Origin of the sequence: Flavobacterium sp. LC2016-23, from assembly GCF_009674775.1 — a bacterium.
GTDB lineage: Bacteria > Bacteroidota > Bacteroidia > Flavobacteriales > Flavobacteriaceae > Flavobacterium.
The window spans coordinates 68,086-91,902 of sequence record NZ_WKKE01000027.1 but is presented as its reverse complement, the minus strand read 5'-3'; the positions used below and the strand labels follow the sequence as shown (position 1 = coordinate 91,902).

Annotated in this window: 32 protein-coding genes; 17 read left to right on the top strand and 15 right to left on the bottom strand. The window is 34.7% G+C overall.

What is annotated here, in order from left to right:
* From GJU43_RS22870 to GJU43_RS20170, 9 genes are all read left to right on the top strand, one after another.
* Positions 1-282, top strand: a 282-nt coding sequence (locus GJU43_RS22870; protein ID WP_195760076.1) for a hypothetical protein, incomplete at its 5' end; no start/stop codon positions are given.
* 602 nt (positions 283-884) lie between these two features.
* Positions 885-1,463: a hypothetical protein gene (locus GJU43_RS20205; protein WP_154343366.1), complete on the top strand. Its 579-nt coding sequence runs from the start codon at positions 885-887 to the stop codon at positions 1,461-1,463.
* 183 nt (positions 1,464-1,646) lie between these two features.
* The gene (locus tag GJU43_RS20200) at positions 1,647-2,042 is read left to right on the top strand and encodes a hypothetical protein (RefSeq protein ID WP_154343364.1); all 396 of its coding nucleotides are present in this window, start codon (positions 1,647-1,649) and stop codon (positions 2,040-2,042) included.
* 156 nt (positions 2,043-2,198) lie between these two features.
* Positions 2,199-2,783 carry a hypothetical protein gene (locus tag GJU43_RS20195; protein WP_154343363.1) on the top strand — a complete coding sequence of 195 codons (585 nt, stop codon included), beginning with the start codon at positions 2,199-2,201 and terminating at the stop codon, positions 2,781-2,783.
* An 84-nt stretch (positions 2,784-2,867) separates the two neighbouring features.
* Complete coding sequence (locus GJU43_RS20190; RefSeq protein WP_154343362.1) at positions 2,868-3,251, top strand: hypothetical protein; 384 nt, start codon at positions 2,868-2,870, stop codon at positions 3,249-3,251.
* A gap of 102 nt (positions 3,252-3,353) precedes the next feature.
* Positions 3,354-3,752 carry a hypothetical protein gene (locus GJU43_RS20185; protein WP_154343361.1) on the top strand — a complete coding sequence of 133 codons (399 nt, stop codon included), beginning with the start codon at positions 3,354-3,356 and terminating at the stop codon, positions 3,750-3,752.
* 32 nt (positions 3,753-3,784) lie between these two features.
* Positions 3,785-4,189 carry a hypothetical protein gene (locus tag GJU43_RS20180; RefSeq protein ID WP_154343360.1) on the top strand — a complete coding sequence of 135 codons (405 nt, stop codon included), beginning with the start codon at positions 3,785-3,787 and terminating at the stop codon, positions 4,187-4,189.
* A gap of 254 nt (positions 4,190-4,443) precedes the next feature.
* Positions 4,444-4,962: a hypothetical protein gene (locus GJU43_RS20175; RefSeq protein WP_154343359.1), complete on the top strand. Its 519-nt coding sequence runs from the start codon at positions 4,444-4,446 to the stop codon at positions 4,960-4,962.
* 35 nt (positions 4,963-4,997) lie between these two features.
* The gene (locus tag GJU43_RS20170) at positions 4,998-5,429 is read left to right on the top strand and encodes a hypothetical protein (RefSeq protein WP_154343358.1); all 432 of its coding nucleotides are present in this window, start codon (positions 4,998-5,000) and stop codon (positions 5,427-5,429) included.
* Here GJU43_RS20170 and GJU43_RS20165 read toward each other — a convergent pair.
* From GJU43_RS20165 to GJU43_RS20155, 3 genes are read right to left on the bottom strand one after another with little or no spacing between them, the layout of a single operon-like run.
* Positions 5,426-6,013 carry a hypothetical protein gene (locus GJU43_RS20165; RefSeq protein ID WP_154343357.1) on the bottom strand — a complete coding sequence of 196 codons (588 nt, stop codon included), beginning with the start codon at positions 6,011-6,013 and terminating at the stop codon, positions 5,426-5,428. The genes GJU43_RS20170 and GJU43_RS20165 overlap by 4 nt on opposite strands.
* Positions 5,997-6,326 (bottom strand): DUF4325 domain-containing protein, encoded by a 330-nt coding sequence (locus GJU43_RS20160; RefSeq protein WP_154343356.1) that lies wholly within the window; start codon positions 6,324-6,326, stop codon positions 5,997-5,999. Before GJU43_RS20160 ends, GJU43_RS20165 begins: the two co-directional genes overlap by 17 nt.
* Positions 6,326-7,720, bottom strand: a complete 1,395-nt coding sequence (locus GJU43_RS20155; RefSeq protein ID WP_154343354.1) for a hypothetical protein — start codon at positions 7,718-7,720, stop codon at positions 6,326-6,328. Before GJU43_RS20155 ends, GJU43_RS20160 begins: the two co-directional genes overlap by 1 nt.
* Before the next feature lie 264 nt (positions 7,721-7,984).
* Between GJU43_RS20155 and GJU43_RS20150 the strand changes: the two genes are divergently transcribed.
* Positions 7,985-9,091 (top strand): hypothetical protein, encoded by a 1,107-nt coding sequence (locus tag GJU43_RS20150; RefSeq protein ID WP_154343352.1) that lies wholly within the window; start codon positions 7,985-7,987, stop codon positions 9,089-9,091.
* A gap of 189 nt (positions 9,092-9,280) precedes the next feature.
* On the opposite strand, the gene GJU43_RS20145 is transcribed toward GJU43_RS20150, so the two are convergent.
* A complete protein-coding gene (locus GJU43_RS20145; protein WP_154343350.1) occupies positions 9,281-9,691 on the bottom strand; it encodes a helix-turn-helix domain-containing protein in 411 nt (136 codons plus the stop codon).
* Between the two features lie 200 nt (positions 9,692-9,891).
* On the opposite strand from GJU43_RS20145, the gene GJU43_RS20140 reads away from it, so the two are divergent.
* On the top strand, positions 9,892-10,230 hold the full coding sequence (locus GJU43_RS20140) for a hypothetical protein (protein ID WP_154343348.1): 339 nt from the start codon (positions 9,892-9,894) through the stop codon (positions 10,228-10,230).
* A 138-nt stretch (positions 10,231-10,368) separates the two neighbouring features.
* Here GJU43_RS20140 and GJU43_RS20135 read toward each other — a convergent pair whose 3' ends face one another.
* The gene (locus GJU43_RS20135; RefSeq protein WP_154343345.1) at positions 10,369-11,001 is read right to left on the bottom strand and encodes a DNA-3-methyladenine glycosylase; all 633 of its coding nucleotides are present in this window, start codon (positions 10,999-11,001) and stop codon (positions 10,369-10,371) included.
* Between the two features lie 201 nt (positions 11,002-11,202).
* Between GJU43_RS20135 and GJU43_RS20130 the strand changes: the two genes are divergently transcribed.
* From GJU43_RS20130 to GJU43_RS20120, 3 genes are all read left to right on the top strand, one after another.
* Entirely contained in the window at positions 11,203-11,841 is a 639-nt protein-coding gene (locus tag GJU43_RS20130; protein ID WP_154343344.1) for an NAD(P)H-binding protein, read from the top strand.
* Positions 11,842-12,220: 379 nt separating this feature from the next.
* Positions 12,221-12,841, top strand: coding sequence for a ferritin-like domain-containing protein (locus GJU43_RS20125; RefSeq protein WP_154343342.1), 621 nt, complete (start codon positions 12,221-12,223; stop codon positions 12,839-12,841).
* Between the two features lie 116 nt (positions 12,842-12,957).
* Positions 12,958-13,383, top strand: a complete 426-nt coding sequence (locus GJU43_RS20120) for a response regulator (protein WP_154343340.1) — start codon at positions 12,958-12,960, stop codon at positions 13,381-13,383.
* A 47-nt stretch (positions 13,384-13,430) separates the two neighbouring features.
* Here the strand turns inward: GJU43_RS20120 and GJU43_RS20115 are convergent, their stop codons facing one another.
* Positions 13,431-14,102 (bottom strand): TetR/AcrR family transcriptional regulator, encoded by a 672-nt coding sequence (locus GJU43_RS20115; RefSeq protein WP_154343338.1) that lies wholly within the window; start codon positions 14,100-14,102, stop codon positions 13,431-13,433.
* Positions 14,103-14,392: 290 nt separating this feature from the next.
* Here GJU43_RS20115 and GJU43_RS20110 point away from each other — a divergent pair, with 290 nt between their 5' ends.
* Positions 14,393-15,037 carry a carbonic anhydrase family protein gene (locus tag GJU43_RS20110; RefSeq protein ID WP_154343336.1) on the top strand — a complete coding sequence of 215 codons (645 nt, stop codon included), beginning with the start codon at positions 14,393-14,395 and terminating at the stop codon, positions 15,035-15,037.
* A 167-nt stretch (positions 15,038-15,204) separates the two neighbouring features.
* Positions 15,205-15,657: an Hsp20/alpha crystallin family protein gene (locus GJU43_RS20105; protein ID WP_154343334.1), complete on the top strand. Its 453-nt coding sequence runs from the start codon at positions 15,205-15,207 to the stop codon at positions 15,655-15,657.
* A gap of 91 nt (positions 15,658-15,748) precedes the next feature.
* Here GJU43_RS20105 and GJU43_RS20100 read toward each other — a convergent pair whose 3' ends face one another.
* From GJU43_RS20100 to GJU43_RS20075, 6 genes are read right to left on the bottom strand one after another with little or no spacing between them, the layout of a single operon-like run.
* Complete coding sequence (locus tag GJU43_RS20100) at positions 15,749-17,287, bottom strand: cryptochrome/photolyase family protein (protein WP_154343332.1); 1,539 nt, start codon at positions 17,285-17,287, stop codon at positions 15,749-15,751.
* A 1-nt stretch (position 17,288) separates the two neighbouring features.
* Complete coding sequence (locus tag GJU43_RS20095) at positions 17,289-17,426, bottom strand: DUF2256 domain-containing protein (RefSeq protein WP_154343330.1); 138 nt, start codon at positions 17,424-17,426, stop codon at positions 17,289-17,291.
* A 32-nt stretch (positions 17,427-17,458) separates the two neighbouring features.
* Positions 17,459-18,883, bottom strand: a complete 1,425-nt coding sequence (locus GJU43_RS20090; protein ID WP_154343328.1) for a cryptochrome/deoxyribodipyrimidine photo-lyase family protein — start codon at positions 18,881-18,883, stop codon at positions 17,459-17,461.
* The gene (locus tag GJU43_RS20085) at positions 18,880-19,530 is read right to left on the bottom strand and encodes a flavin reductase family protein (protein WP_154343326.1); all 651 of its coding nucleotides are present in this window, start codon (positions 19,528-19,530) and stop codon (positions 18,880-18,882) included. Before GJU43_RS20085 ends, GJU43_RS20090 begins: the two co-directional genes overlap by 4 nt.
* 31 nt (positions 19,531-19,561) lie before the next feature.
* The gene (locus GJU43_RS20080) at positions 19,562-19,960 is read right to left on the bottom strand and encodes a DUF2452 domain-containing protein (protein ID WP_154343324.1); all 399 of its coding nucleotides are present in this window, start codon (positions 19,958-19,960) and stop codon (positions 19,562-19,564) included.
* A 15-nt stretch (positions 19,961-19,975) separates the two neighbouring features.
* Positions 19,976-20,278: a TIGR03643 family protein gene (locus GJU43_RS20075; RefSeq protein ID WP_154343322.1), complete on the bottom strand. Its 303-nt coding sequence runs from the start codon at positions 20,276-20,278 to the stop codon at positions 19,976-19,978.
* Positions 20,279-20,708: 430 nt separating this feature from the next.
* Between GJU43_RS20075 and GJU43_RS20070 the strand changes: the two genes are divergently transcribed.
* Positions 20,709-21,347: a GNAT family N-acetyltransferase gene (locus tag GJU43_RS20070; RefSeq protein WP_370455665.1), complete on the top strand. Its 639-nt coding sequence runs from the start codon at positions 20,709-20,711 to the stop codon at positions 21,345-21,347.
* Positions 21,348-21,469: 122 nt separating this feature from the next.
* Here the strand turns inward: GJU43_RS20070 and GJU43_RS20065 are convergent, their stop codons facing one another.
* From GJU43_RS20065 to GJU43_RS20055, 3 genes are read right to left on the bottom strand one after another with little or no spacing between them, the layout of a single operon-like run.
* A complete protein-coding gene (locus tag GJU43_RS20065; RefSeq protein ID WP_154343320.1) occupies positions 21,470-22,654 on the bottom strand; it encodes a DUF3570 domain-containing protein in 1,185 nt (394 codons plus the stop codon).
* Positions 22,655-22,671: 17 nt separating this feature from the next.
* Positions 22,672-22,905: a DUF4266 domain-containing protein gene (locus tag GJU43_RS20060; RefSeq protein WP_154343318.1), complete on the bottom strand. Its 234-nt coding sequence runs from the start codon at positions 22,903-22,905 to the stop codon at positions 22,672-22,674.
* A complete protein-coding gene (locus GJU43_RS20055) occupies positions 22,902-23,795 on the bottom strand; it encodes an FAD:protein FMN transferase (RefSeq protein ID WP_154343374.1) in 894 nt (297 codons plus the stop codon). Before GJU43_RS20055 ends, GJU43_RS20060 begins: the two co-directional genes overlap by 4 nt.
* Positions 23,796-23,817 lie beyond the last annotated feature (22 nt).

Genomic DNA, 23,817 nt, shown 5'->3' with positions numbered 1-23,817 from the left:
GAAATTCCAAATCATTTTTATATTAAAGATGGGAGCGGAGTTGCCGTTGGTAATTTTTATTTTACTGAAGTTAAAAAGATAAAAAATCAAAATGTAAAGTCGAAAAAACGCTGCCTTCAAAAATTTATTCGTTCTTCTAAATTTTATGATAAAAACAAAAAACTGAAATTAAACGATTACGGGCTTTGGGAATACCTGAAGGATTTTGTTATAGTTTTGGTTAAAGATGTGGGGAATAAAAAAGAATATATTCAGGTAGAATCAAGTTATGAAATTGAATAAATACCCCCTGTTTTGTCCTGAAAAAAGTTTACATATTTACACTAAATCCTAAAATAGATTTACTGTTGGCACTAGCAGAGGTGATTTTACTTTTTTTTAACGCATTCTTTTTGGATGAATATTATACAAGATTATGAAATATTTTATATACTTCTTTTTAATTTTAGGCTTTGGGATGCTAATTTACGGTTATATTTATCCGACTGAATATTGTGTAGATATTAATATTCATGATACTTTTTATGTCTTTACCTATTTGCCTGTAGCAACAATTTTACTATTGTTTTCTCTAACACTCTATATATTTTATCATTTATATAAAAAGATTAAAAAATAATTTCCTTGATTAAGAAAGTACTTTATTCAATACTATGGTACCAAATAAAAATTAAAGCAGCATTCTAAATCTTAGATACTGTTTTTTATTATAAAAGTCCCCCGCTAACGTGAGCATCCCGCTCGTGAACATAAAATTGTGTCGTCCTGAAAAAAGTTTACATATTTAAACTAAATCCTAAAATAGATTTACATTGAAATTTAAAAATATTCACGAGCGGGACGCTCACGCCAGCGGGGAGAAATCTTGTAAATAATTAAAAATTATGAAACAAATAATATGGATAATTTTAATGGGAACTTTTATTTCCTGTTCATCTTTAAAAATTGAAAAGGAAGTGATAAACGATTTTTTAAATGAAGAATTAAAAACAGATAAATCTGCTACTATTTTAGTTAAGGAGGCTTTGCCTAAAATTCAAGCTTTACAATATTATGAAAATGCTTACAACGAGAGAAATCTTTATGAAGGTAAAATACGTTTTGCACCAAATGGATATCCTCCCTATGTTTGGGAAATTGATTCAATGGAGATAAGTATTCTAAAAAAAGAAGTCACAATAGATACCATAACCTATCATTGGAAAAAATCAGATTTTAAAGGCCAAAATTTAAAAATCATTCCGTATAGCACAATAATGAAACGAGGAAGTCATAAATTAGGACATAATGGGATTTACTTATCAAAACCATTAATAACGACAGATAAAAAGCATGCACTCTTATTTTATAAATCGTTTGCTGTTGAGATTGGTTTTTCTAACGAAAAAGCGGTACTACTAAAAAAAGTGAATGGTAAATGGATCGAATTATACCATTACAATAATGTTATGGAAATAAATTAAAATACAAAAATTATTTTAACTACTCAAAAATACTTCCAAGCGTAGGTTTAAGAGACAGCAATGTAAAGGCATGGGCAGATTTACCCACTGATAAAAAAGCCTTGATTGAATCACTGGCAAATAAGGCCAACCTATTAGGTAAAACGGTTCTTTGTCCTTATTAATTTTTAAAATATTTAATTTATGAAAACATACTTTCTAATTGTATTTTCTTTTATATCTCCAGGTTCTGTAACTGCTCAGGAAAAAGTAAAAGACACACTTTTTTTTAAATATGATGACTCATACATCTATGAAGAAGAATCTGCTCCTATGAAGTTTTTGCTTAAAGAGAAAAACAGTGATGAAGAGTTATCTTTTAAAGGAATTGAAATTTTAAATAATTTAAAACCTAAAAAAGTACTTTGTCTAAAAGAATTTATACACCAACCGCAATTTTATAATAGGGACAAACCGCAAAAATTAAAGAATTATGAATTGGTTAATTTTTTTAGCGATACTATAGTTTATTTGGTTAGAAAATTAGGCAACAAAACGCAATATATAAAAGTATATCCTATCGTAATTATTTATGATTAAAGCGGAGTAATAAGATAGTGGTTCCCTGTGTCGTCCTGAAAAAAGTTTACATATTTACACTAAGTCCTAAAATACATTTACTTGTCTTCACGAGCGGGATGCTGGCAGCACCAGAGGTAATATGCCTATAGGAACACCTTGTAAAAAATAAATATCATGAAAAAATTAAAAAAAGCATTTATAATATTTCCCTTTCTCATTTTATCGTGCGCCAGTGCTCAACATATAGAAAGTTATGAGCCTGTCACTGTTTTCTTAGAAACACAAAAGTTAGAAAAAGGAAAAAAATATATTTTACAAAGTGATAAAGTAAATTATACTTCAGCTCTAAGACTTTTTAATCGTGGAGAAGGAGCTACCCATATAATTGATTCAAATGATCTTACAGATTACACAGGAGGTTTATTTGAAGAAAAATATTGGAAAAAAATGTACAAACATTATGCTCAGGATACTATAAAAAAATATTGGAGAAAAGAAGATTTTCCTGCTTACGATTTTATATTGGAAAACAAAGATGGCTTATTGGGAGGACCATTTATGGAAAAGTATTTAAATACTAGAATTGATACAGTTATCATGATATCTGAACCCATGTATTATATGGATAAAAAATACATAATGTTTTACGTAAGTATCTGTCCGTTCTTTGCTAGTCCTCAACCAGAAGTTGTAATCATGAAAAAAGAAAACGAAAAATGGCTTGTTGTTAAAAGAATAGGAGATTATAATTATTATTAAATAAAAAATATTCAAGAGCGTGACGCCAGCGCCAGCACGGTGTTTCTTTAATAATTATATTTAATTGTTTACCGCCTTATAATTATGAAAAAAAATATTTTTAGTTTATTTATTACACTCTTTTTTGTTGTCTTTTTACAAGCTCAGGAAAGAGATAAAGACACCCTTTTTTTTAAATATGATAATAAGTATATAAAAACATATGCCGAAATACCAAAACAATATTATTTAGACGATAGTAAGGCTGGTGGCAGTGGGACTTTCTTCCTGAATGAAGTTCAAATTGTAAAGAACCTGAAAAAGAAAAAAATGCTATGCCTTAAGGAATTTGTCCATGATCCAAAATTTTATAATAAAAAGAAAGTGTTGGACGATAACAAATTGGCAGAATATTTAAGTAAACATGTTGTTTATTTAGTTCGAAAAAATGAATATATTCACGTACAAGCTGGTCATGAAATTGATTAGTTAGATTAAGATAAATACATCACAAAATATTGAATTAAACATTTTTAACTTAAGAAAGGCTAACTTTTACGATTAGCCTTTTTGCATTAGAAAAAAAATAGTATGAAAACTGTTGCCCTTATTGTACTGTGTCTATTTTCAACTCTTCTACAGGCTCATGAAAACCCAAAAGACACGCTTTATTTTGCTTACGATAATAATTATATTAGAACATATGATAATATTCCGAATCATCTTTATCTAAAGGATAGCAATGGCACGAACAATGGCGCTTTTTACTTTACGGAAGTTAAAACTTTAGAAGACCAAAAAATAAATTCAAAGGGAATCTGTCTTAGAAAATTTGTGCACTCCTCAAAGTATTTTGATAAAAATAAAAATCCGAAATTAAATGATTATGAACTTTGGAAATACTTCAGAGATTATTATATTTTTTTAGTCAAAAACGCAGATGGCAAAAAGAAATACATTCAGGTAAAATCAAGTTACGAAATTGAATAAAACTGAGAATATTTAAAGTCACTTCCTTAATTATGAAAAAATATATTTTTACTGTATTTATTGCAATCCTTTTGATAGTTTCTTTAAAAGCTCAGGTAAGAGGTAAGGACACGCTTTTTTTTACTTACGATAAAAAGTACCTAACGACACATGTTGAAATTCCAAATCATTTTTATATTAAAGATGGGAGCGGAGTTGCCGTTGGTAATTTTTATTTTACTGAAGTTAAAAAGATAAAAAATCAAAATGTGAAGTCGAAAAAACGCTGCCTTAAAAAATTTATTCGTTCTTCTAAATTTTACGATAAAAACAAAAAACTGAAATTAAACGATTACGGACTTTGGGAATACCTGAAGGATTTCGTTATAGTTTTGGTTAAAGACGTCGAGAATAAAAAAGAATATATTGAAGTAGAATCAAGTTATGAAATTGAATAAATATCCCTGTTTTGTCCGGAAAAAAGTTTAACCTATTTGCACTAAATCCTAAAATAGATTTACATTCAAATTTAAAAAATATTCACGAGCGGGACGCGAGAATTTTTTAATCAAACAAAATCAATTAAAAAAATATATTGTTTCAAAAACGGGAACAAATTTTAATTTTTTTATTTTTTGTTACCGCTTTTGAAACAAATAAAAAATATTATCAAATTTGTTCATCAAATAAAATAGAATAACTTAAAGCAGGAATGATGAAAGAGGAAAATATTGGAGCGCTATTAGGAATACCGCAGGAAGAAATGGCCATATTGCTGGGGGTAACGCGCGTGCAATGGGCGTTGTTCCTGACAGGAAGGCGCAGTCTGCCTAAAGACGCGCTGCTCAAACTGACCGAAATGCTTATTATTGTAAAAGAAGCTGAGACCGAAGCACCGGATGCTGCTGTCCTAAAGGAAGAGCAGGCACGAATAAATAAATACATAGAAGAGGAGATTATCTTTAACCAACACAAGCAACGCCTTGTATCAGACCAACTCGAGAAATGCAGGAAAAAATACCAGTCGGCTCAAAATGCGGTCAGGATTGCTGATGCACTGATGGCGAAGGGACAACATACTGATACCTCGGAGCAGGAACTTTTGCCGCTTATAAAAAGCAATGCACAAGATGTCCTGAAGAAAAACAGCCTGTTGGTACAAGAGCAGTACACCCTAAAACTACTGGTATTGCAGCAGGAAGAAGTGGTGTTAAGGCAAAGATTATTGTAAGTAAACAGATTATGTTTTTTTACAATTTTAATAATATGGAAACAAACCGTAGTATATTTTTAGCGCTATCAAAAATTGCAAAAATTGCAACCTCAAAAGTAAGTATGTATTCGATAGATGATCGTTATTCACATCCTCCTTTTTTGCGCTTTCGATTTGAGAACATTGGCAAAGAAGACGAGAAATACAATTTTTTAAAAGATGTCCTTGTGAATTTTAAGGGAAACGTAGAGTGGAATCTCATGACAAAATCAGAATCAAGTAATTTTATTATCATACCAGACATTTTTTCAGACCACCTGGAAAAAGATTTTTATAATAAAGAATATTACGGAGAAAAGTTTACACTTCTGGAATACCACCAACTTATAGATAATGCTATTGAAGATCTCCCGAATTTAGCAAAGTATATTACCTTGGAATATAATAAAAAGGTGGATTACTTATGTTTTAATGAAATTATTTAATCTCCTTTATATGAGATTATTAAAGCAATAATTTCGTTTTTGGTGTAATTAATAGGAGTGAAGATGTGAATTGAGAATAGCTCGATATCTGTTAGGTCATGATTACCATCTGAAATCACTGTAATCAAATCATCGCTTAACTTCTCTATTTTTAATTTTATAGCATCAAAAAGTCCTCTATTAACGTTTAAAATAGCATCATTAAAGTTGACTCTAAACTTACTAACCTCACTTTTAATGAACTTATTAAGTTCAATATTTAATTCCTCATTAATCTGTGCCGAAGTAATTTGTTGTTTTAGACTTAGAAGGTTATTAAAAAAGTCTTGAAGGTGGTTGAAATTTGGAGTAATGACAAAATCTTTAAAACCTTGAAGTTTAATAGATGTAGAATTTTTAAAAGCTTCATCGGCTTTTGCGTCGCTTGTTTTTTTAAGATCGGTTCGGATTATAAAAATGACGAGGCCGATATTTATTAAAGCTATAAAAACTTGCGAAATATCGGCAATATCGGACAACTGCATTTCCCATGGGCCTCCTTTTTGAAAAATAAAATTAAAAAAGAACTTATTTTGAAAGTCCATTTTCTTCTCTTAAGATACTATCAACTGCTTCTTGTAAATCTTCCTCAATGTCATATTTTCCCGAAGTTCTAAAAAAAACATTTTTATAAAAATTAGCTTTTCCTAATTTTTGCACTACATTAATTAAAAATTCTTCCAAAAAAGATGGATTAATAGATCTAATATCTTCGGGTACTAAAATTTCTATGTGATTACTATTTGTAATAAGTTCATCAATTTTAGAATTATTTCGAACAACAATTCCTCTGTCTCTACCTGTAAAGACTTTGGATCCTGGTGTTCTAAAATTAGACAAATCAATTATCGCTTCCATTATATTATATTCTTATTTGTTAAACAAATTTTTGCTGTTATCAACGTACCCGGAAAAGTTGGGGGTACAAAGGTAACGTATTTATCATTAGGTAATTCACTTATGTTACCACTATTATTAAATGTCATTACTTGCATTGGTTTTTCATCATTTCCTTTTATAATTTCTTGAAGAGGATAAGTTCCATCAAATATAATTTTAGAATTACCCGATATAAGTGTCAACTTTGATACATTGTCATTACAATCATCCCCTTTAAGCTTAAAAAAACGGTCAATAAATCGTATAGTTCCTTTTCCTCTTTTCCAGTTTTTCATTGATGTGACACCTTCTTGTAATGAATATAAGGTCCATAATGTTTCTTCTTCAAATTTAGCTTTCTTAAACCATCTTTTTGTGGTATATTGTTGTGAAAGATCTGCCATCTGTTCAACGATGACTGAGTTACAATTATCATTTTTAGAAAAGGATTCATAAATTGTTTGACCAAAGTTAAATATTGATAATTTAAAAACTCCCAAATCATTATTAATTTTGTTAGGCTTCATATAATATCCAATTGCATATCGATATCGGAAATTTGAATGTTCTTCTGCATTGGCCATAACTTCTCCAACAACTTTTGATAAATTACCCTCTGCAGTGGATGTTAATACATGTCCTGAACTTGCTAAACAATCAATAACATAATCTACTATCTCCGTTTCATGTATCTCTTTTAAGACACCTGTTTTGTCTTGCTGCTTGTCTCCAATTCTTAAGTTAAAAGCTATAAAATCTGCATCAGGACTTTTTATCATCTCAAACCGCTTTAAATTTTTGTATGCTCCAATTGAAAATAGAACATTTTTAATTTTTGGTTTGTTTTCAAAATTTTTAGGTAGAATTCTATCAATTTTTACTTTATGTCCTTTGTTTAGGCATTTATTATAGTAATTTATAAATCCCTCTAAAATTAAATCCATGCATGCTGATGCGTCTACATCTAAATAATCGCAAAGTATGTAATCCACTATAATTAATTTTGGTTTCTCAGAGTATAAACAGTGAAAAAGTCTCTTTAAAAAGTACATTGATTCTTCAGTGTTTTCAGAAATAGAAAATGTTTTGGGAACAATTAAGTTTCCGTCGTCATTTGCAGGTAATTGTCTTTCCGAAAATTTTTTATAATGCGGAATAAGAAATTTTATTACATCATTATATTCTGGTTTTTTTTTGAAAATTTTACTTTGATGTCCTCTATATTTTCGTTTATTATATTTTCTTGTTAGATTTTGAGTTAAGTGCACTGATCCTTTGTGCTTAATATTTTTTAGTTTTTTCTTTCTCCTTTTGGCTTTTAAAAACACTTTTAAAGCTTTACGGGATTTAAACAAATGAGAATTTTTATTCATCTACAGCAAGTTTTTAACTTAAGATTTAGGCCTTTAATTTAATTATTTCTTTTAATAGTATTAAAATATTCAAATCATTAAACGTTTGTAAATCTTATATACTCTGCTACTTTTTGTATTATTGTTGACAAACATATGATATAAAGGTCGTCTTCAGCAAAAAACTATGTGAATATTTTTTAAAACAATTATAAACAGGTATTTCTACGTAGTCTAATTTTGATTTTATATAAAACCTTTTTTCTAAGTTTGCTTAAAAAATGTATGAAGAAATATACAGAATTTATTAAATCAAATTTGATACTATTCTCAGTCGCAGGATATGGGTTGGGATTACTTTATATGTCAATCTACTACTATTTTTTTAACGTTCCTATTATCTATTATTTGACTCTGAATGATATCTTATTTTTTTCAGTTACGTTAATTCTTCCAACGGTATTTGCAGTACTTTTAATAGAGTATATAGTCGTTCGACCATTGAAGAAATTTATCTATAAAAGAGAACTAGAAAACACAGAAGAATCTAAATTTAATCTTTATTGTAGTATAATAATTAGTTCGTTTGCATTAATTGCAATGTTTACTGAGCCAGTACAGATAAATCCTAATTTACTTTTCTATATTTTATTTTCATCTTTTGCCCTTATTGCAAGGCTTGAAAGTAATACTAAAGGTCGTAATTTAGCTTTTGGACCCATAATAACTGCTGTAGGTTTCTTATTAGGACTTTATCATTTAATTACATATAGCAAGGCTGGCTTTGCAAATAAGGATGTACAATTTAGTTATTACGGTAAATTAATAAAAACTGGTTTTAGTCAGGATTTAAATTACATTGGCGAAACTAGTAGTACATTATTTATATATAATTTTAGAAAAAAAATAACATATAAATACGAGAAGGAAAACTCATGCAAATTAACATATATAGATAAAATTGATAAGGAATTTTCAGTGAAAAAGGATTTGAAGTTTTATCCTTTAGGCTCTATAAAAAAGAAGATTCAACAGGATTCCATTTACAAAACTTATGAATGGTCAACCTTCGACGAGAGAACTTATTGGTGGGCTGCGGAGAAAAACTCCGTTGGTTTATCAAAGTTGATATGGGAAATAGATTATGTTTTATACGACAATGATTTTGATTTTGAAGATCCTTCATACGAACATTCTTCACTTCCATCCAAAATAATCATTAGTGAAGATTTTAAAGCTGCTAGTGACGCTATAAATTCAGGAAATAGTGAATTACATAAAAGATGGGAGTTAAATTCGGGTGAAATTAATTTGCACTTAAGCAAGCGAGCATATATAATAACGGTGGAGTACAAAAAGGGATATCCTAAGAAAGAAGTTAATTCAAATTGATTTGATGTTTTAAAAAAAACTTTTCAAAGATGAAAGTTATTCATAGAAATTCAGATGAAACAGCTAAATATGGAGCAAAGCTTTAAAATCAAGACTTCATATAGAATTCAATTTTTCATAATTATTTTTCAAAAACAAAAAAAGAGACCCTTAAGTCTCTTTCTCAAATCAATATATTTTTATAAAAGCTTATTTCCCTTTTACTAATTTCTCCAAATAGTCATTTTTATCTTTTTCAGCTTGCAATAAACGTTCGTACAACTTCTCTTTTTCCTGATACACTTCCATTAATTTATCCAATGGATTAAAGGTGCATATATTATAGTTCCCAACAGTTCCCTGACTACTATCATTAAAGGTATTAAAGTAATTAAATACGCCTTCTTCCGAGAAATTTTTAATGGCTTCCACACTTACGCCAAGTGCTTTTGCCACTTCAATTAGTTTTTCTTCTTCTATCGTTTCGCTGTTTTCCATAATAGACACCGCTTGTTGATTGGTTCCTAAAGCCTGCGCCAGTGCTTCCTGTTTCATGTCTTTCAGTTCGCGAATACGGCTGATTTTTCGCCCTATATGGTTTGGTTTTGTAAGTGTGCTCATAAGTCAAAGATAATAATTAAGTGTAATAAGAGACCAAATGTAGAAAACATATTTTTTGCTGTACCATACAGAAAAAAAAAGTTCAGTATGCAAAAATGTATTTCGTACTTGCGGTAAAAGTACGATTTTTCGCATAATAAAAAAGAAAACACGCGAAAAATATAACGAGGAACAAGATACAATTTAAAAAACACAGCACCATGGAAAAAAATGAAATTGAAGATTTGAAAAACCTTAAAAAATTAGTAACAGCGTATTTAGAGTCGCCTAATAAAGCTGGCAGTAAAACAAAGGCTTTGATCACTAAAATCAGGCTGCAGAGTTATTTTGAACTCAGTTGTGCCATTACCGATTTGCTGCGATTGTGTATTTTGTCGCTGGAAGAGGAGGAACACAAAACAGCAGCCGACAGAAAATCCGGTATGAATGTCATCATTATCCTCGAGATGGTCCTTCAGCTGTTTCCCAGGGAGGAATTTGAGTTTTTAAGCGAACTCCATCAGCTGGGTTTTACAGATCCGGATACCCTAAACGGGTAAGGAAAAGTAGCACTCACGAAGGGTTCTTCTTAAAAATGCCCAAAGGTCTGTGACTTTTGGGCATTTTTTTTGTAGCGCGGTTGTCTTATTCGGTTTTCAAAATAAGAGAAGAACATTCTAAAATTTTAAAGTAAGGCCTTACACCTTGTTCGGTTTGCTCACATATTTATTGTCTTTAACGAAAAAGCGCCAGGGGAGAAGTGCGTCTTCCTGAGCGTAAGCAACACCCACACGCGGTACTGCAGCAATCACATCATCCGGATATCGAATTCCGTGATCTTCTACCCAGATTTCTTCTCCGGTTAGTTCTTTTCCATTAAAAGAGCGATCGATTCCCAAAGCTTTGGCCGCAGAACCGGGGCCGGAAGAAATGGCTGCTTTAGTGGCTGGCATATTTCTGCGGGCTTCGATTGCAGCTATGCCCACCAGAGGTTCGATAGCCCGTATCAGCACGGCATGCGGTTCGCCTTCGACAGCACTCACAATATTAAAGAGATTATGAATTCCGTAGCATAAATAAACATAGGAGATGCCTCCCTCGCGGTACAAGGTTTCCGTTCGGTTGGTGCGTCGTCCGCCATAAGCATGCGAAGCTTTGTCGCGGACACCAAAATAGGCTTCGGTTTCTACAATTATTCCGGCCGTAATTTCTCCTTCGATTTGCGTATAAAGGACCTTACCCAAAAGATCTTTGGCCAGAAAAAGAACATCCTGATTCAGATAGTAGTAGAAGGCCAGCCTTACCGGCTCGTTTTTGATGTATTGGGACATTCTGGTACTGAATTGCTTTGAAGTAAAGATAGTACTTTACCTAAAACATATTTTTTTCAAAAAGTGAAAGTTTTGCTCAGTATCCTTTTCACCGGATTCGGATTGGAATGAAAATGTTTTTTTGTTACCTTAACCGTATCGTTAAAAAAGTGGCTTCTTCCATTTCCCGGACCAAAAGGATTCACTACTAAATATAAAACTATGAAAGCACTTTTAATAGGAGCCACGGGTTCCACAGGAAAATTTTTGTTAGACGAACTGATACAGGATGATGATTATACTTCGGTATCGATCTTTGTAAGACGGTCTACCGGAAAATCACACCCCAAGTTAACAGAGCATGTGATCGACTTTTCAAAAATAGAACAGTACAAGGAACTCATAACCGGAGATGTTCTTTTTTCCTGTTTGGGAACAACCCTTAAAGCAGCCGGCTCCAAGAAGGAACAGTGGAAAATCGATTTTGATATTCCCGCTGAATTTGCTTCTGTTGCAAAACATAACGGGGTGGGTGCACTTGTGCTGGTGTCTTCTTCCGATGCCTCACCTAAAAGCACGATTTTCTATTCAAAAATGAAGGGAGAACTCGAAGATGCTATTGCAGGACTTAATTTCGCGCAGTATATCATCTTCAAACCCGGACCTCTTTTACGTCCGGGTACCGACAGGGCGGGGGAGAAAGTAATAGTGAAAGTGCTTGGATTCCTTAACGGAATCGGACTGTTGAAAAAATACAAACCGCTTTCTACCGAAATACTGGCCATGAAGCTGGCTAAGGCACCCTGGAAAATGCCTCAGGGAACTTCTGTTCTGGAAGCCAATGAAATTTTAGATTTTTAAGCGGAAGCTGCCCGAAAATTTAGTTTCGAAGCGAACCGTAACTTTTGTGACGCTTCGGGCAATTTACGGTTAAATAAAAAAGATTTTACTTATAATTTATGACTGTCCGCTAAGCGGACTAATGCCTAATAAAGGATGCAGATGACACGGATTAGACTGATTTTCGCTGCTATTAATATAAAAATCCGTTTTTTATCGTTTTAAATCCTTGTCATCCGTGTGCCATTCTCAAAATTGGTACAAGTAACGGATAGTCATTTTATAATTTGCTGATTTTTAAATGCTTTTTATTTGAATAGTATAAAAAAATACTGCTTATTGTGTAAATTAAGAAAATAAAGCCATTGTATATTTGGGTATAATCAAAAAATTAAAAATTATGAAAACTACCACAAAAGATACATCAGCTTCAAAAACAAAGAGTAAACCGGCTAAAAGCGCAACAAAGCCTGCAACGAAAACGAGTTCTGACGGAACTGTAAAAGCAAAATCGTCTGCTGCGGAAGGGCTAAGAGCCTTATTTGTAGATTCTCTAAAAGATATTTACTGGGCTGAAAAAGCACTAACGAAAGCATTGCCTAAAATGGCAAAAAATGCGACTTCCGAAAATCTTATTACAGCAATCAATGATCACCTTGCGGTAACACAGGGACAGGTGACAAGACTTGAAAAAGTTTTTTCATTGATTGGTGAAAAGGCAACGGCTAAAAAATGTGATGCTATGGAAGGTCTTATCAAAGAGGGCGAAAGTATCATGGAGGAAACAGAGCTCGGCCCTGTTCGTGATGCCGGAATTATTGCCGCATCACAAAAAATAGAGCACTACGAAATTGCCACTTACGGAACATTAGCGGCTTTTGCTACCACTCTGGGTGAGGATGATGCTGTATTACTGCTGGAGCGAACACTGGCGGAGGAAAAAGAAGCAGATACACTACTAACGGAAGCTGCTTATAACACCATCAACTTTGATGCTAACCATACTAATGATCAGGAATAAGAGGTAAAATAAATGCTGCTTCTGACTTAAGAACAGACCTGTACTTTCTGTAGTACAGGTCTTTTAAATTTACATGTCAGCCGGAAAATTAAAACACCCGCAAAAACTTAACCGTAATGAAAGGACTAGCCCACAAAAACTATAAAAGAACAAGCACAATGTTATACAAAAACATATTATTGATTGATGATGACAGTGATGATACCGAGATATTTATAGAAGCAATCAATGATCTAAATGATACTATAAAATGCGTGGCTGAAACAAACCCGATTAAAGCCCTGGAAAATCTTCAAAGCAGTGATAAACTGCCGGACCTGATATTTCTGGATTATAATATGCCTTCCATGAACGGCTGTGAATTTCTTGAGAAGATGAGGCAGGTGAAGCAACTGCGGCAAATCCCCGTCATATTATATTCCAATTACTCACAAGCAGCCGCGGAACATTTGTGCATCACGAATGACACCGAAAAATACATCACCAAACCCAATAGTTTTAAGGAATTAAAAGCACTCTTAAAGAATATTCTGGAGCCCTGAAAGGAGCGCTACTACTTTTTGTACCCATTTTACTGTACTACCTGCAGCTAAGCCAGAATTTTAAATAAAAAATCTTCAATAAACAGCGTCGTAAATTCCGGGTTTGTATGTGAGGAAGCATCGGTAAGTTTGGGTAAATTAGCACTAAAGTACTGTTGATGATGAGAAGTTTCAATCAGCGTAGTGCTTAATGATCTCGGATATTTATAATCAGGATTGTAATCTGAAATCACCTCTGCTATCTTTCCGCATAAGTCTTTATAAGGCTTAAATACCTCGTCTTTATTGATTTTTGCCACTTCCTTGATCAAATAAACTTTACTGCTTTCTGCAATAACAATTTGATTCAGCAGCTTTTTATTGTAGTCTGACTGACTGGTACTTTCTGTGAATTCGTGGGTAAGTAAGCTCACAATTATTTTTAGTCTTTCCTTTTTATCAAGTACATTTTCTAATTTGAAGGTTACTAAAAATTCCATGTAAGACCAATACCAGTTTAGGATGTAGAGCAGAAGGCGGTGCTTATTCTCAAAATACCTGTAAATAGTAGCTTCGGTACTGTTTATTTCTATCGCAAGTTTTTTAAAAGTAAATTGTTCAAAACCAAGTTCATAAATCAGGTCAATGGATTTTTTCACCATTAATCTACCCACTTCACTGCTTTCAGGATTTCGCAGAAATATCTTTTCGTTGATATCAAATTTTACTTGAAATTCCATAACTAAATTACCGTTTGAGCAAATATAGTAAACATTTGTGCTCTAATAGTAATAGTTTCTTTGAAAATATTTAACAACTATTTATAATAGTATTACTATTATTAAAGATAGTTTTTTATATTTTTACTTCATCATTCAAATCAAAAGAACCGTCCTGCAGATACTCCTCTGACAGCAATAGCAAGAACAATTGAAATCAATAGTAAAGAGTTATTAAAAGAACCGGAAATACCGAAACCGCAACAGCCGGAAAATTTTTATTTATCATAAACATTTAAAACCAATTACAAATGAAAACATTAACCAAAGAAATGCAGGCCGCAATAACACCTTCCAAGGCTTTAGAACTTTTGAAGGAAGGAAACCAGAGATTTGTAAGCAACCTGAAAATCAACCGTAATCTTTTGCAGCAGGCCAATGAAACTTCAGACGGACAGCATCCTTTTGCTGTAATTCTGAGCTGTATAGACAGCCGGACTTCTGCGGAATTAATTTTCGACCAGGGACTTGGAGACATTTTCAGTGTGCGTATCGCCGGAAATATTATCAACGAGGACATCCTGGGCAGTATGGAATTTGGCTGTAAGGTAGCGGGATCAAAAATTATAGTAGTATTAGGTCATACCAAATGCGGTGCTGTAAAAGGGGCCTGCGACCATGTTGAAATGGGCAATCTGACAGCTTTGCTGACCAAAATAAGACCAGCCGTTGATGATGAAACCGAGACCAAAGAAAACCGTAATTCGGGCAATGCTGCTTTTGTAGAGAATGTGTCGGCTATTAATGTGAAACGCACCGTTAAATCAATCATGGAACGCAGTCCAATTTTAAAAGAAATGATTGAAAACGGAGAAATTGGAATTGTTGGCGGATCGCACGACATTGCTACAGGGGAAGTGACATTTTTTCCTGAAACTATAAAATCTGGATCGTAAAAAAAATAAGACAGCAGCATGATCTCTGCATTAAAATGACATTTTTTCATAATCAATAATGAAAAAATGTCAGAATTAACCGCTGGCATATTTTTTGTTTTTTTCCTGCTGCACACCTTTGTGCAAGTTCAAAAATTTATTGTATAACCATTTTAAAAATTACTGTTATGAATCTTATTAAAAGAAACGGAGGCCGTGTGCCGGCTTTCCAGCGCTTGTTTTTTGATGATGTTTTTGGCCGCGATCTTTTCAATTGGGAAAACAACAATTTTTCAACCACAAGCACCACACTGCCTTCGGTAAACATTAAGGAAACGGAAGAGAATTATGAAGTGGAGGTTGCGGCTCCGGGTATGAACAAGGAAGACTTCAGGGTTACCCTTGATAACGGACAACTGTTTATTGCTTCATCTAAGCAGAATCAGGTAAATACAGAGGAAGAAAATTACACCCGCAGAGAGTTCAGTTATCAGTCTTTCCAGAGAAGTTTTGTACTTCCTAAAAATGTGGTGGACGAGGATAAAATTAGTGCCCGTTACGAAAATGGAATTTTGCTTTTATCTATTCCAAAACTGGAACAGGCCAGACAAAAGTCACCAAAGATGATCGAGATTTCTTAAATTTTCGACTCCCTAAATTATGTAAAGCTGCCCTTTAAAGGCAGCTTTTTTCATAATAATGTAATAGAGTGCTGCAAAATAACGCTGTTTTTTACAGCTCATTAATATGGTTTAGGTAATACTCTGCCTGTTCTAATAAGGCTGCCTGATCTTCAGGTTTCATTTTATGCCATATTTTATACATCATTCCAATTCGGGGATTATTTCCAAGTTTGGCTTCCTGTTTATCATAAAAATTCCAGTACAAGCTGTTAAAAGGGCAGGCTCTTTCTCCTGTTTTTTTTGCTTTGTTATAAAAACAGGTACCGCAGTAATGGCTCATTTTATCAATATAGGCAGCTGAACTTACATACGGTTTTGTACCGACAATACCTCCGTCTGCAAACTGGCTCATGCCGCGGGTATTGGTAATTTCAACCCAATCGAGGGCGTCAATATAGATGCCGAGATACCAGGCATCGACCTCGTCGGGATCAGTTCCGGCCAAAAGAGCAAAATTTCCTGTAATCATTAAACGCTGAATATGATGTGCATAAGCAAATGTTAGCGACTGTGTAATAGCCTCTTTAAGACAGTTCATTTTAGTTTTTCCATTCCAGTACCAATTGGGCAATTTTTCTTTATGATCGAAAAAATTCAATGTGGCATACTCCGGCATCTTTAGCCAGTAAATACCTCTCATATATTCGCGCCAGCCAATAATCTGGCGCACAAAACCTTCTAATTGATTGTAAGCAATACGCTCGGGTTCTTTCTGCCAGGCGGCAATTGCGGCTTGTATGACTTCAGCCGGAGAAATCATTTTTGTGTTTAATGAAAAGGATAATCTGGAATGGTATAAGGACCATTCGTCAGGAATCATGGCATCCTGATAAGTACCAAATAAGGGCAGACATTCCGCTGTAAAATAAGCAAGCAATTCAAGAGACTGATCCCTGTTTACCGGCCAGATGAAATTGGTTTTGTCAATAATGCCCATTGTTTTAATGTCGGTCTTCAAAATAGCCTCCACAATATCTGAAACATTAGTACTAAAAACTAAAGGGGCCGTCGGTTTATGATTTTTAGGCAGTTTCTTTCTGTTTTCTTCATCGTAATTCCACTGACCTGTCATCGGATTATCTCCTGACATCAGTACCTGATGTTTCTTTCGCATGGCACGATAAAAACTTTCCATTAAAAAAGTTTTTTTGCCTTCAAAGAATTTTCCGAGTTCATGACGGGTGCTGAAAAAATGTTCGGTATCGTAAACTTTAGAAGCAATAGCAAGCTGTGAAGTGAAATTTTTCAATATCAGATCGACACGATATTCATCGGGCAGCTGGTATTCGAATCTGGTGTAATGATCTCTTTCTATAATAAAGGACAGATTGGCTTCAAGAGACTGTAAATTGTCCTTGTCGTTTATTTTTACATAAATGCACTGGTGTTTTTGGGATTCCAGGAAATTGGAAAACTGGCGCATCGCCGCAAAAAAGCCCGTTATTTTTTGTATGTGATGTGTGGCATAATCGGTTTCTGTTCGAATTTCCATGATCACATACGTTATCGAATGGTCTGTTGTTTCAAACCAGGAATGCTTACTATTTAACTGATCCCCAAGAAGGAGCCTTAAAGTTTTGTCTGCCATATTATTTATTCATTCTGCATTTATCACTGCAATATTTTACTTCATCCCATACTTTTTCCCATTTCTTTCTCCACGAGAAAGGACGCTGGCAGACCGGGCATATTTTAGAGGGAAGATTTTGCTTTTTTACGGAGCGCATCAGACTTGATTTTGAAGATGGTTACTTTTATTCTATTTGTTGACTACTTCTTTTTTTCGGACACTCCAGATCGCTTCACTGGCGTGTTTCCTTGTCTCTTCAATATCAACGATCGGAAACGGATAATCAATTCCTATCTGACAATTGTACAACTGCTGATCTATAAGCCCTAATTTCCAGGGTTCGTGAATTAAATGTGGCGGAATAGCAGCCAATTCAGGAAGCCATTGTTTGATAAAAACACCTTCCGCATCATGTTCTTCTGAGTTTTTGACGGGATTATAAATTCTGATTGTCCCTGTTCCGGTTACGCCCGCCTGCATCTGCAATTGCGGATAGTGAATACCGGGTTCATAATCGAGAAACTGCCGGGCTAAAAAATGGAGTTCGCGCCAGTCCTGCCAGAGATTAAATACAAAAAAGGAGACCACCAGAGCACGCATCCTAAAATTGATAAAACCGGTTTCGGCGAGACAGCGCATACAAGCATCTACAATAGGCACACCGGTTTTTCCTTCCTGCCATGCGGTAATATAAGTGCTGTTTTTAGGTTTTTTCAGCACATCAAAACTACGGTCCATATTTTCAAACTCAATGCGGCAGTCACTTTCAAATTTCTGCATAAAATGGCAATGCCAGTAGAGCCGCGATACAAAATTAAGCATGGCCTTTGGGTTTGGTGAGGCCTCATAAAATTGATTGGTATATTGATACACCATTCGCATGCTAATGTTTCCGTAAGCTAAATAAGGGGATAAGCGGCTGCAGCTTTTACGGCTTAAACCGGGTTTGGAAATGTGTCTGCTGTAGTTTACATGCCGCTCTTTTGCAAAACTCTCCAAATACCGCCAGGCCCAGTATTCGCCGCCCTGCTGAAAGTTTTTGTTGCGCTCTGTAATATCTTTTGAAAGTGTTTTTCCTTTTAATTTTTGATAAAAACCGAAATCTAAATTTTCAAATTTAAAAGCATTCAGATCAATCAGCTGAGGAGGTGAACGCATTATTTTTTCCCAGCGTTTTTCCCAGTCTTGTCTTGATTTTAATTTTCTGATGACACCATGCAGCTGCGATTGTTTCCATAGCATCTGATGTTCCTCAAAAAAAGACTGCATGGCGATATCTCTGTCAAAGGTGACTTTATTGCCGGTTTCCTGATGCGAAAATACGGTCTTAATATCATACACCCTGCACAACTCCTCAAAAACAGTCCGGACTTCATTATGAAAATAATAAATCTGTGCTTCAAGTGTCTTTAATTTGGACTGCATTTCCTGCAACGATTCATACACAAAGCGCCAGTGACGAACATCAGAATCATCATAAGCCATTACTGAAGGCTCAAAAAAATAAATCAGAAGCACAGGGATGTTTTCCTGCTGTGCCATAAACAGGGGCAGGTGATCTGTAAAACGCAGGTCCCGTTTAAACCATATAATATTTACTTTTTTTCGGTTCAATTGTCAAGCAGTGAGGTGATTTCCTTATTGGGTTTGGCATAACTCAAACGGTCGAGCTGTACGGTTTTATGGTAGCTGTCTAAACCGGAACAGGTAAGGGTATTGGCTTTTTCTAAATTCACAAAACCATCATCACTCAGACAGTCTTGAGGAATAAAGATTTCAACTATTTCCCCAATAATCAAAGTGGTATTGTTGATGGCAATATCTATTTTATCTTTAAATTCAATACCGAGCTGTATGTTGCTTTCCAATACAAAAGGAGCGAAAAAATCATTTTTATATTCTTTACGTAATCCCGTTGCATCAAATTCTGAAATTTCTGTATCATATCGCGCCGATGTCTGATGTGCTTGTCTGTAAATGTTTTCGTTGATATGATTGAGCGTATAAAAACCGGTGCTTAGAATATTTCGCATAGAATCACGCTCGGGCGGACTCGGACGGAAAATCATTCCTATGAGTGGGGGATTGGCCCCAATGTGAAAAAAAGAACTAAAAACAGACAAATTGGTGTTCCCCTGCGGATCTGAAGTTCCAACCAATGCCACGCTTTTAAAACCGCCTAAACTGTTGATCAAATGCACTACAATGTGCTTTTCCATTTTTTCCAGATTGGAGGTAGTGAGGTTAATTTTGTTTTTCATTTATTTTAGTTTTAAGTAAAGCAGCACTTTTTTAATCAATCAGGATCCATTTTTTATCACTGTTCAGTCTAAAAGTACCTACGTGTTCTTTATTCCATTCTTGTGGTGCAATGAGCGAGAGAAAATTGAAACCGTCAGCATCTTTGTACAAATGATAGATTTCGCCCACAATAGGTTCAAAGGAAAATTTAGCGTTGTACAGCAGTTCATTCCACTGAAATTCCTCGATTAAATTTTGGTACTGCGCTTTTAATTCATTGAACTTGCTTTCGAATTCCCTGTTTACCTTATGGATCCCCATGATTTTCCAGCCTGCAAGATCATCTGCTTTTATTACCGGTGCGCCAACACTCGTGGCGTACGGCAGCAAACTGGCATTATACCCATGTTCCTCAGAAAAAACTACATTGTCCGGTCTATTTTTTTTCATGATCTAAAACTATTTTTATCGCTTGGAGATTTTATTATTTGAAATCGCTCTCTGTCTGCTGCATCTGAATCTATCTATTGCCTCAGGTCTTCTGGCAGCATGTTTTGTCGCGCAGTTTTCAACCCGCTTGCGCCATAATTTGTAACTGCTGAATTTTAATTCCTTTTTCATCAAAGCTTTGACATCGGCTTCAGCCAGGCCAAATTGAAATTGTATGGCATCAAAGGGAGTCCGGTCTTCCCATGCCATTTCTATAATTCTGTCGATCTGAACTTCGTTCAGGGCATTATTATCGATTTTTGCAATAATTGGCTTCATCTTATTTTGTTTAACTTTTTTAGTAAAATTGTTAAACAAAAATAATCATTTTTTATATGATTAAAGGGCATAAAAATTTTAAAGTGATATTATTTTTAAAGCATTAAATAATGTTCTGTGATAAATTTATTTATAGCAATGACTCAAAAACTGCTATTCTAAACTCGTAGAAAAGAAAACAGTACCAATGGAACCGGATTTAGTAAAGTATTCTTGCCAGTATATCAAAATGATAGCAGCATATCATTTTGATAGGAAATGGAGCAGCTGCTAAATGGTGTTGTTTTTTGTAAGTGATAGATTGACAGGTTGTAACGGCTTCCAGTGAACGGTTTGGCAATATTGGTATGTAATTTGAAAAATGTGTTTCGTATCTCCACTACAGTACTTATGCAATACTACCGTAAAAAAGGAAATACGTTAAAGCCATATGAAGACCAAAGTACCTGTTTTAGATCTTCCGCATGAGGTTACATTGCCGGAAAAAAACCGCTTACCGGGCAACAGTCCTGTACCTGAGGAACTGGGTTTTACTGTTGAAGTAGCTAGTGCGGACCATATTTTTTGGTTAAAGGAAATTTGTGAAGTTACTTTAGCTTCTGCTTTAGCAAGGGGAACAGGGATTTCAGGGCGCGCACCGGAAGCGCTTGAGGAAAAAATGAAAAACGGTGAAGCTATTATAGCCTTTGCAGCAGATGGCAGGTGGGCAGGCTTCTCTTTTATTTCTTCCTGGGAAGATAATCGGTATGTTTCTAATTCCGGACTGATTGTGGCGCCTGAATTCAGACATACAGGCCTTGCAAAACGGATTAAAAGGGAAATTTTTGAATTGAGCCGCAGCAAATATCCCAAGGCACGCATATTTAGCCTGACTACTGGTCTTGCCGTAATGAAAATGAACCATGAACTCGGTTTTGAGCCCGTCACTTATTCAGAGCTTACTACCGACAGCTTTTTTTGGGAGAACTGCAGGTCCTGCGTAAATTGTCCAATACTGATGAGCAAAGAGAGAAAAAACTGTTTGTGTACGGCAATGCTTTACAATCCTGAACGTTCTGTAGCCCATTAATAGCAATTTATTTTAATGCATGAAGTCATTAACTAGCTGCTTACTGAATAAAGAAATCGGAGATTTTCCTTTTGTGAAGTAAAGGAAAACTGCTCCGATTTCTGTTTTTAAGGAATTTACTTTTATTTGTATTTTATATTGATACTGATAATATCAGAAGTCATGTTAGTCGTTCTGGTGTAATGACCGTAACGAATCTCTAAGGTATTCCAGTGTTTAAGACCAAAAATTCCATTTGGAGGTGTAAATTTCATTCCCATTCCAAAGAAGCTGCTGTCGAACTTAGACAAATCATAGTTACTGGTATAGAATTCATCTGCGGCTGTATGCTCACCATAAGGCTTGAAATATTTTGTTCCCGTCTGGGTATAATATCTGTAAAATGGACTCAATGAAAAAGCCTGGGTTAATTTTACAGGAATTTCAAGATCGGCAGTATGGGCTTTCAAACTCCAGTCATCCGTATAATATCTGTAATAAGCCCTAATGATTACATTGTCGCCTAAAAAATAACTTGCTCTTATTCCCAATGGAATTTTTAATCTGGTATCCGGCATTTTTTCCTGATGTACCGAATTATCTGCAAAATAAACCCTGTGAAAAGGAAGGCTTAAATAACCGTTTTGGCTGATAACATCCCCAACCAGCATTACCTGCAGGTTTTTGTTTACAATCTGAGAATAACTTAAAGTTCCGGCAAAAGTGTTTCTGTTGGCACTATCGTACCCTTCGCTTCCCGGAGTACGAAGTTCAACAGGTTCAATTAGTTTGAGCTGATCAATAAAAGTTTGAAATTTAGCGGTAAATTCTCCGTTTCTGTCTTTCGTTTTTTGCGAGAAACTAATATTTCCTCCAAAAGACTGGTAATCAAACTCGGTTGATGATGAAACTCCTACGGCAAATGTTCTTCCTTTCTCTTCATTTTCTCTTAAATAAGTTAAGGAAGGATAGAATCTGTTGTCTGAAGAAGAAGCAGATGAATTGGCACTTAAATCGATCATATCTGATGAGGCAGAGGTATAATGATCAATTCCGGCTTCAATATCAAAGGTATGTTTAATTCCTGTTTCGCCGTATTTCACCAGCTTAACGTCGATGGTATTGGCTATATCGGTAAGATGTTCGGAGCCGCGTCCGCCTGTAACGGCAGAGTTATCTCCATCTTGTTTGTAATAGCTGGAAACTAAATTTACTTCGTCTACTTTTAATTTTTTGCTTTTGTAACTTGTTGAATCAGTAGTGACATTCTGGGCTCTTACCTGAAATAAGGCTAATAAAGCAAATCCTGTTATGAATATTCTTTTCATTTTTAAGCGTATAAAAATTAGTTACAGCCGCAGCCACCGCCGCTTTTTCCTGAATTTGCCCCGGAAGCTCCTTCGCGGTAGGATTGAAAACTAAGTTCTGTTTTTTCGATTTTCCTGTTGGAAAGTACCATTTCAGAATCGTTGATTTTTCCTTTCTGGTATTCCTTTACCGAAGTACAGGAGGTAAACAGAAGGGCTGTAAAAGCAGCAGTACATAACAATGCGGGGATTTTTTGCTTTGGCTTTTTCATTTTAGACGGATGTTTTTGGATGTGTAAATTTTATTATTGTCGTCAATTATAATGCAGTATAAATCGGGTATCTGATCTATTAAATACAAACCTGCTTTGATTCCCATAACCGCAATTGGAGTGGCCATTGCATCTGCAAATTCTGCATTTGAAGCGATAATGGTAACACTTTTGATTCCGGTTATCGGCAAACCTGTTTTTGGATCAATAGTATGGGAATATTTTTTACCGTTAATGAGGGCAAACTTTTCATAATTTCCGGAAGTTGCCACCGCTTTATTGGATACTTCGGTATAGGAAAAAGCAGCATTGGGCGAGTCCGGATCTGCTACGCCAATGGTCCATTTTTTACCGTTTGGCTGTAACCCCCACGCGCTAAGATCTCCGCTGGCGTTAATGATACCGCTCTGGATATTATTTTTAAGTAAGACTTGCTTCGCCATTTCGGCGGCGTAGCCTTTTCCGATGCCGCCAAAACCAATTCGCATTCCTTTTTCTTTTAAAAATACGGTGGTGTTTTCTTTGTTAAGGATAATATTCCGGTAATCAATTAGATGAACCATTTTTAAAGCCGTTTCTGCATCTGGCAGTCTGGTCATGGTTTTATCAAAATTCCAGAGGCTTTTGTCGATACTCCCGTAAGAAATATCAAAAGCACCCTGTGTAATTCGTGAAATTCCAATCGATCTTTCGATGAGATTAAAAACCTCAGCGTCTACTTTTACCGGTTTAATACCTGCATTTTCATTGATCAGATTGGTTTGGCTGTCTTCCTTATAGGTAGTAAGAAGTTTTTCAATTCTTCTGATTTCTTCGATTGCAAGTTCAATATTCGCATTTGCGATTTCCTCATTTTCAGCGACAACGGTAATAGTAAAGTTGTTCCCCATGAGTTTTAGGGATTGCGAATAT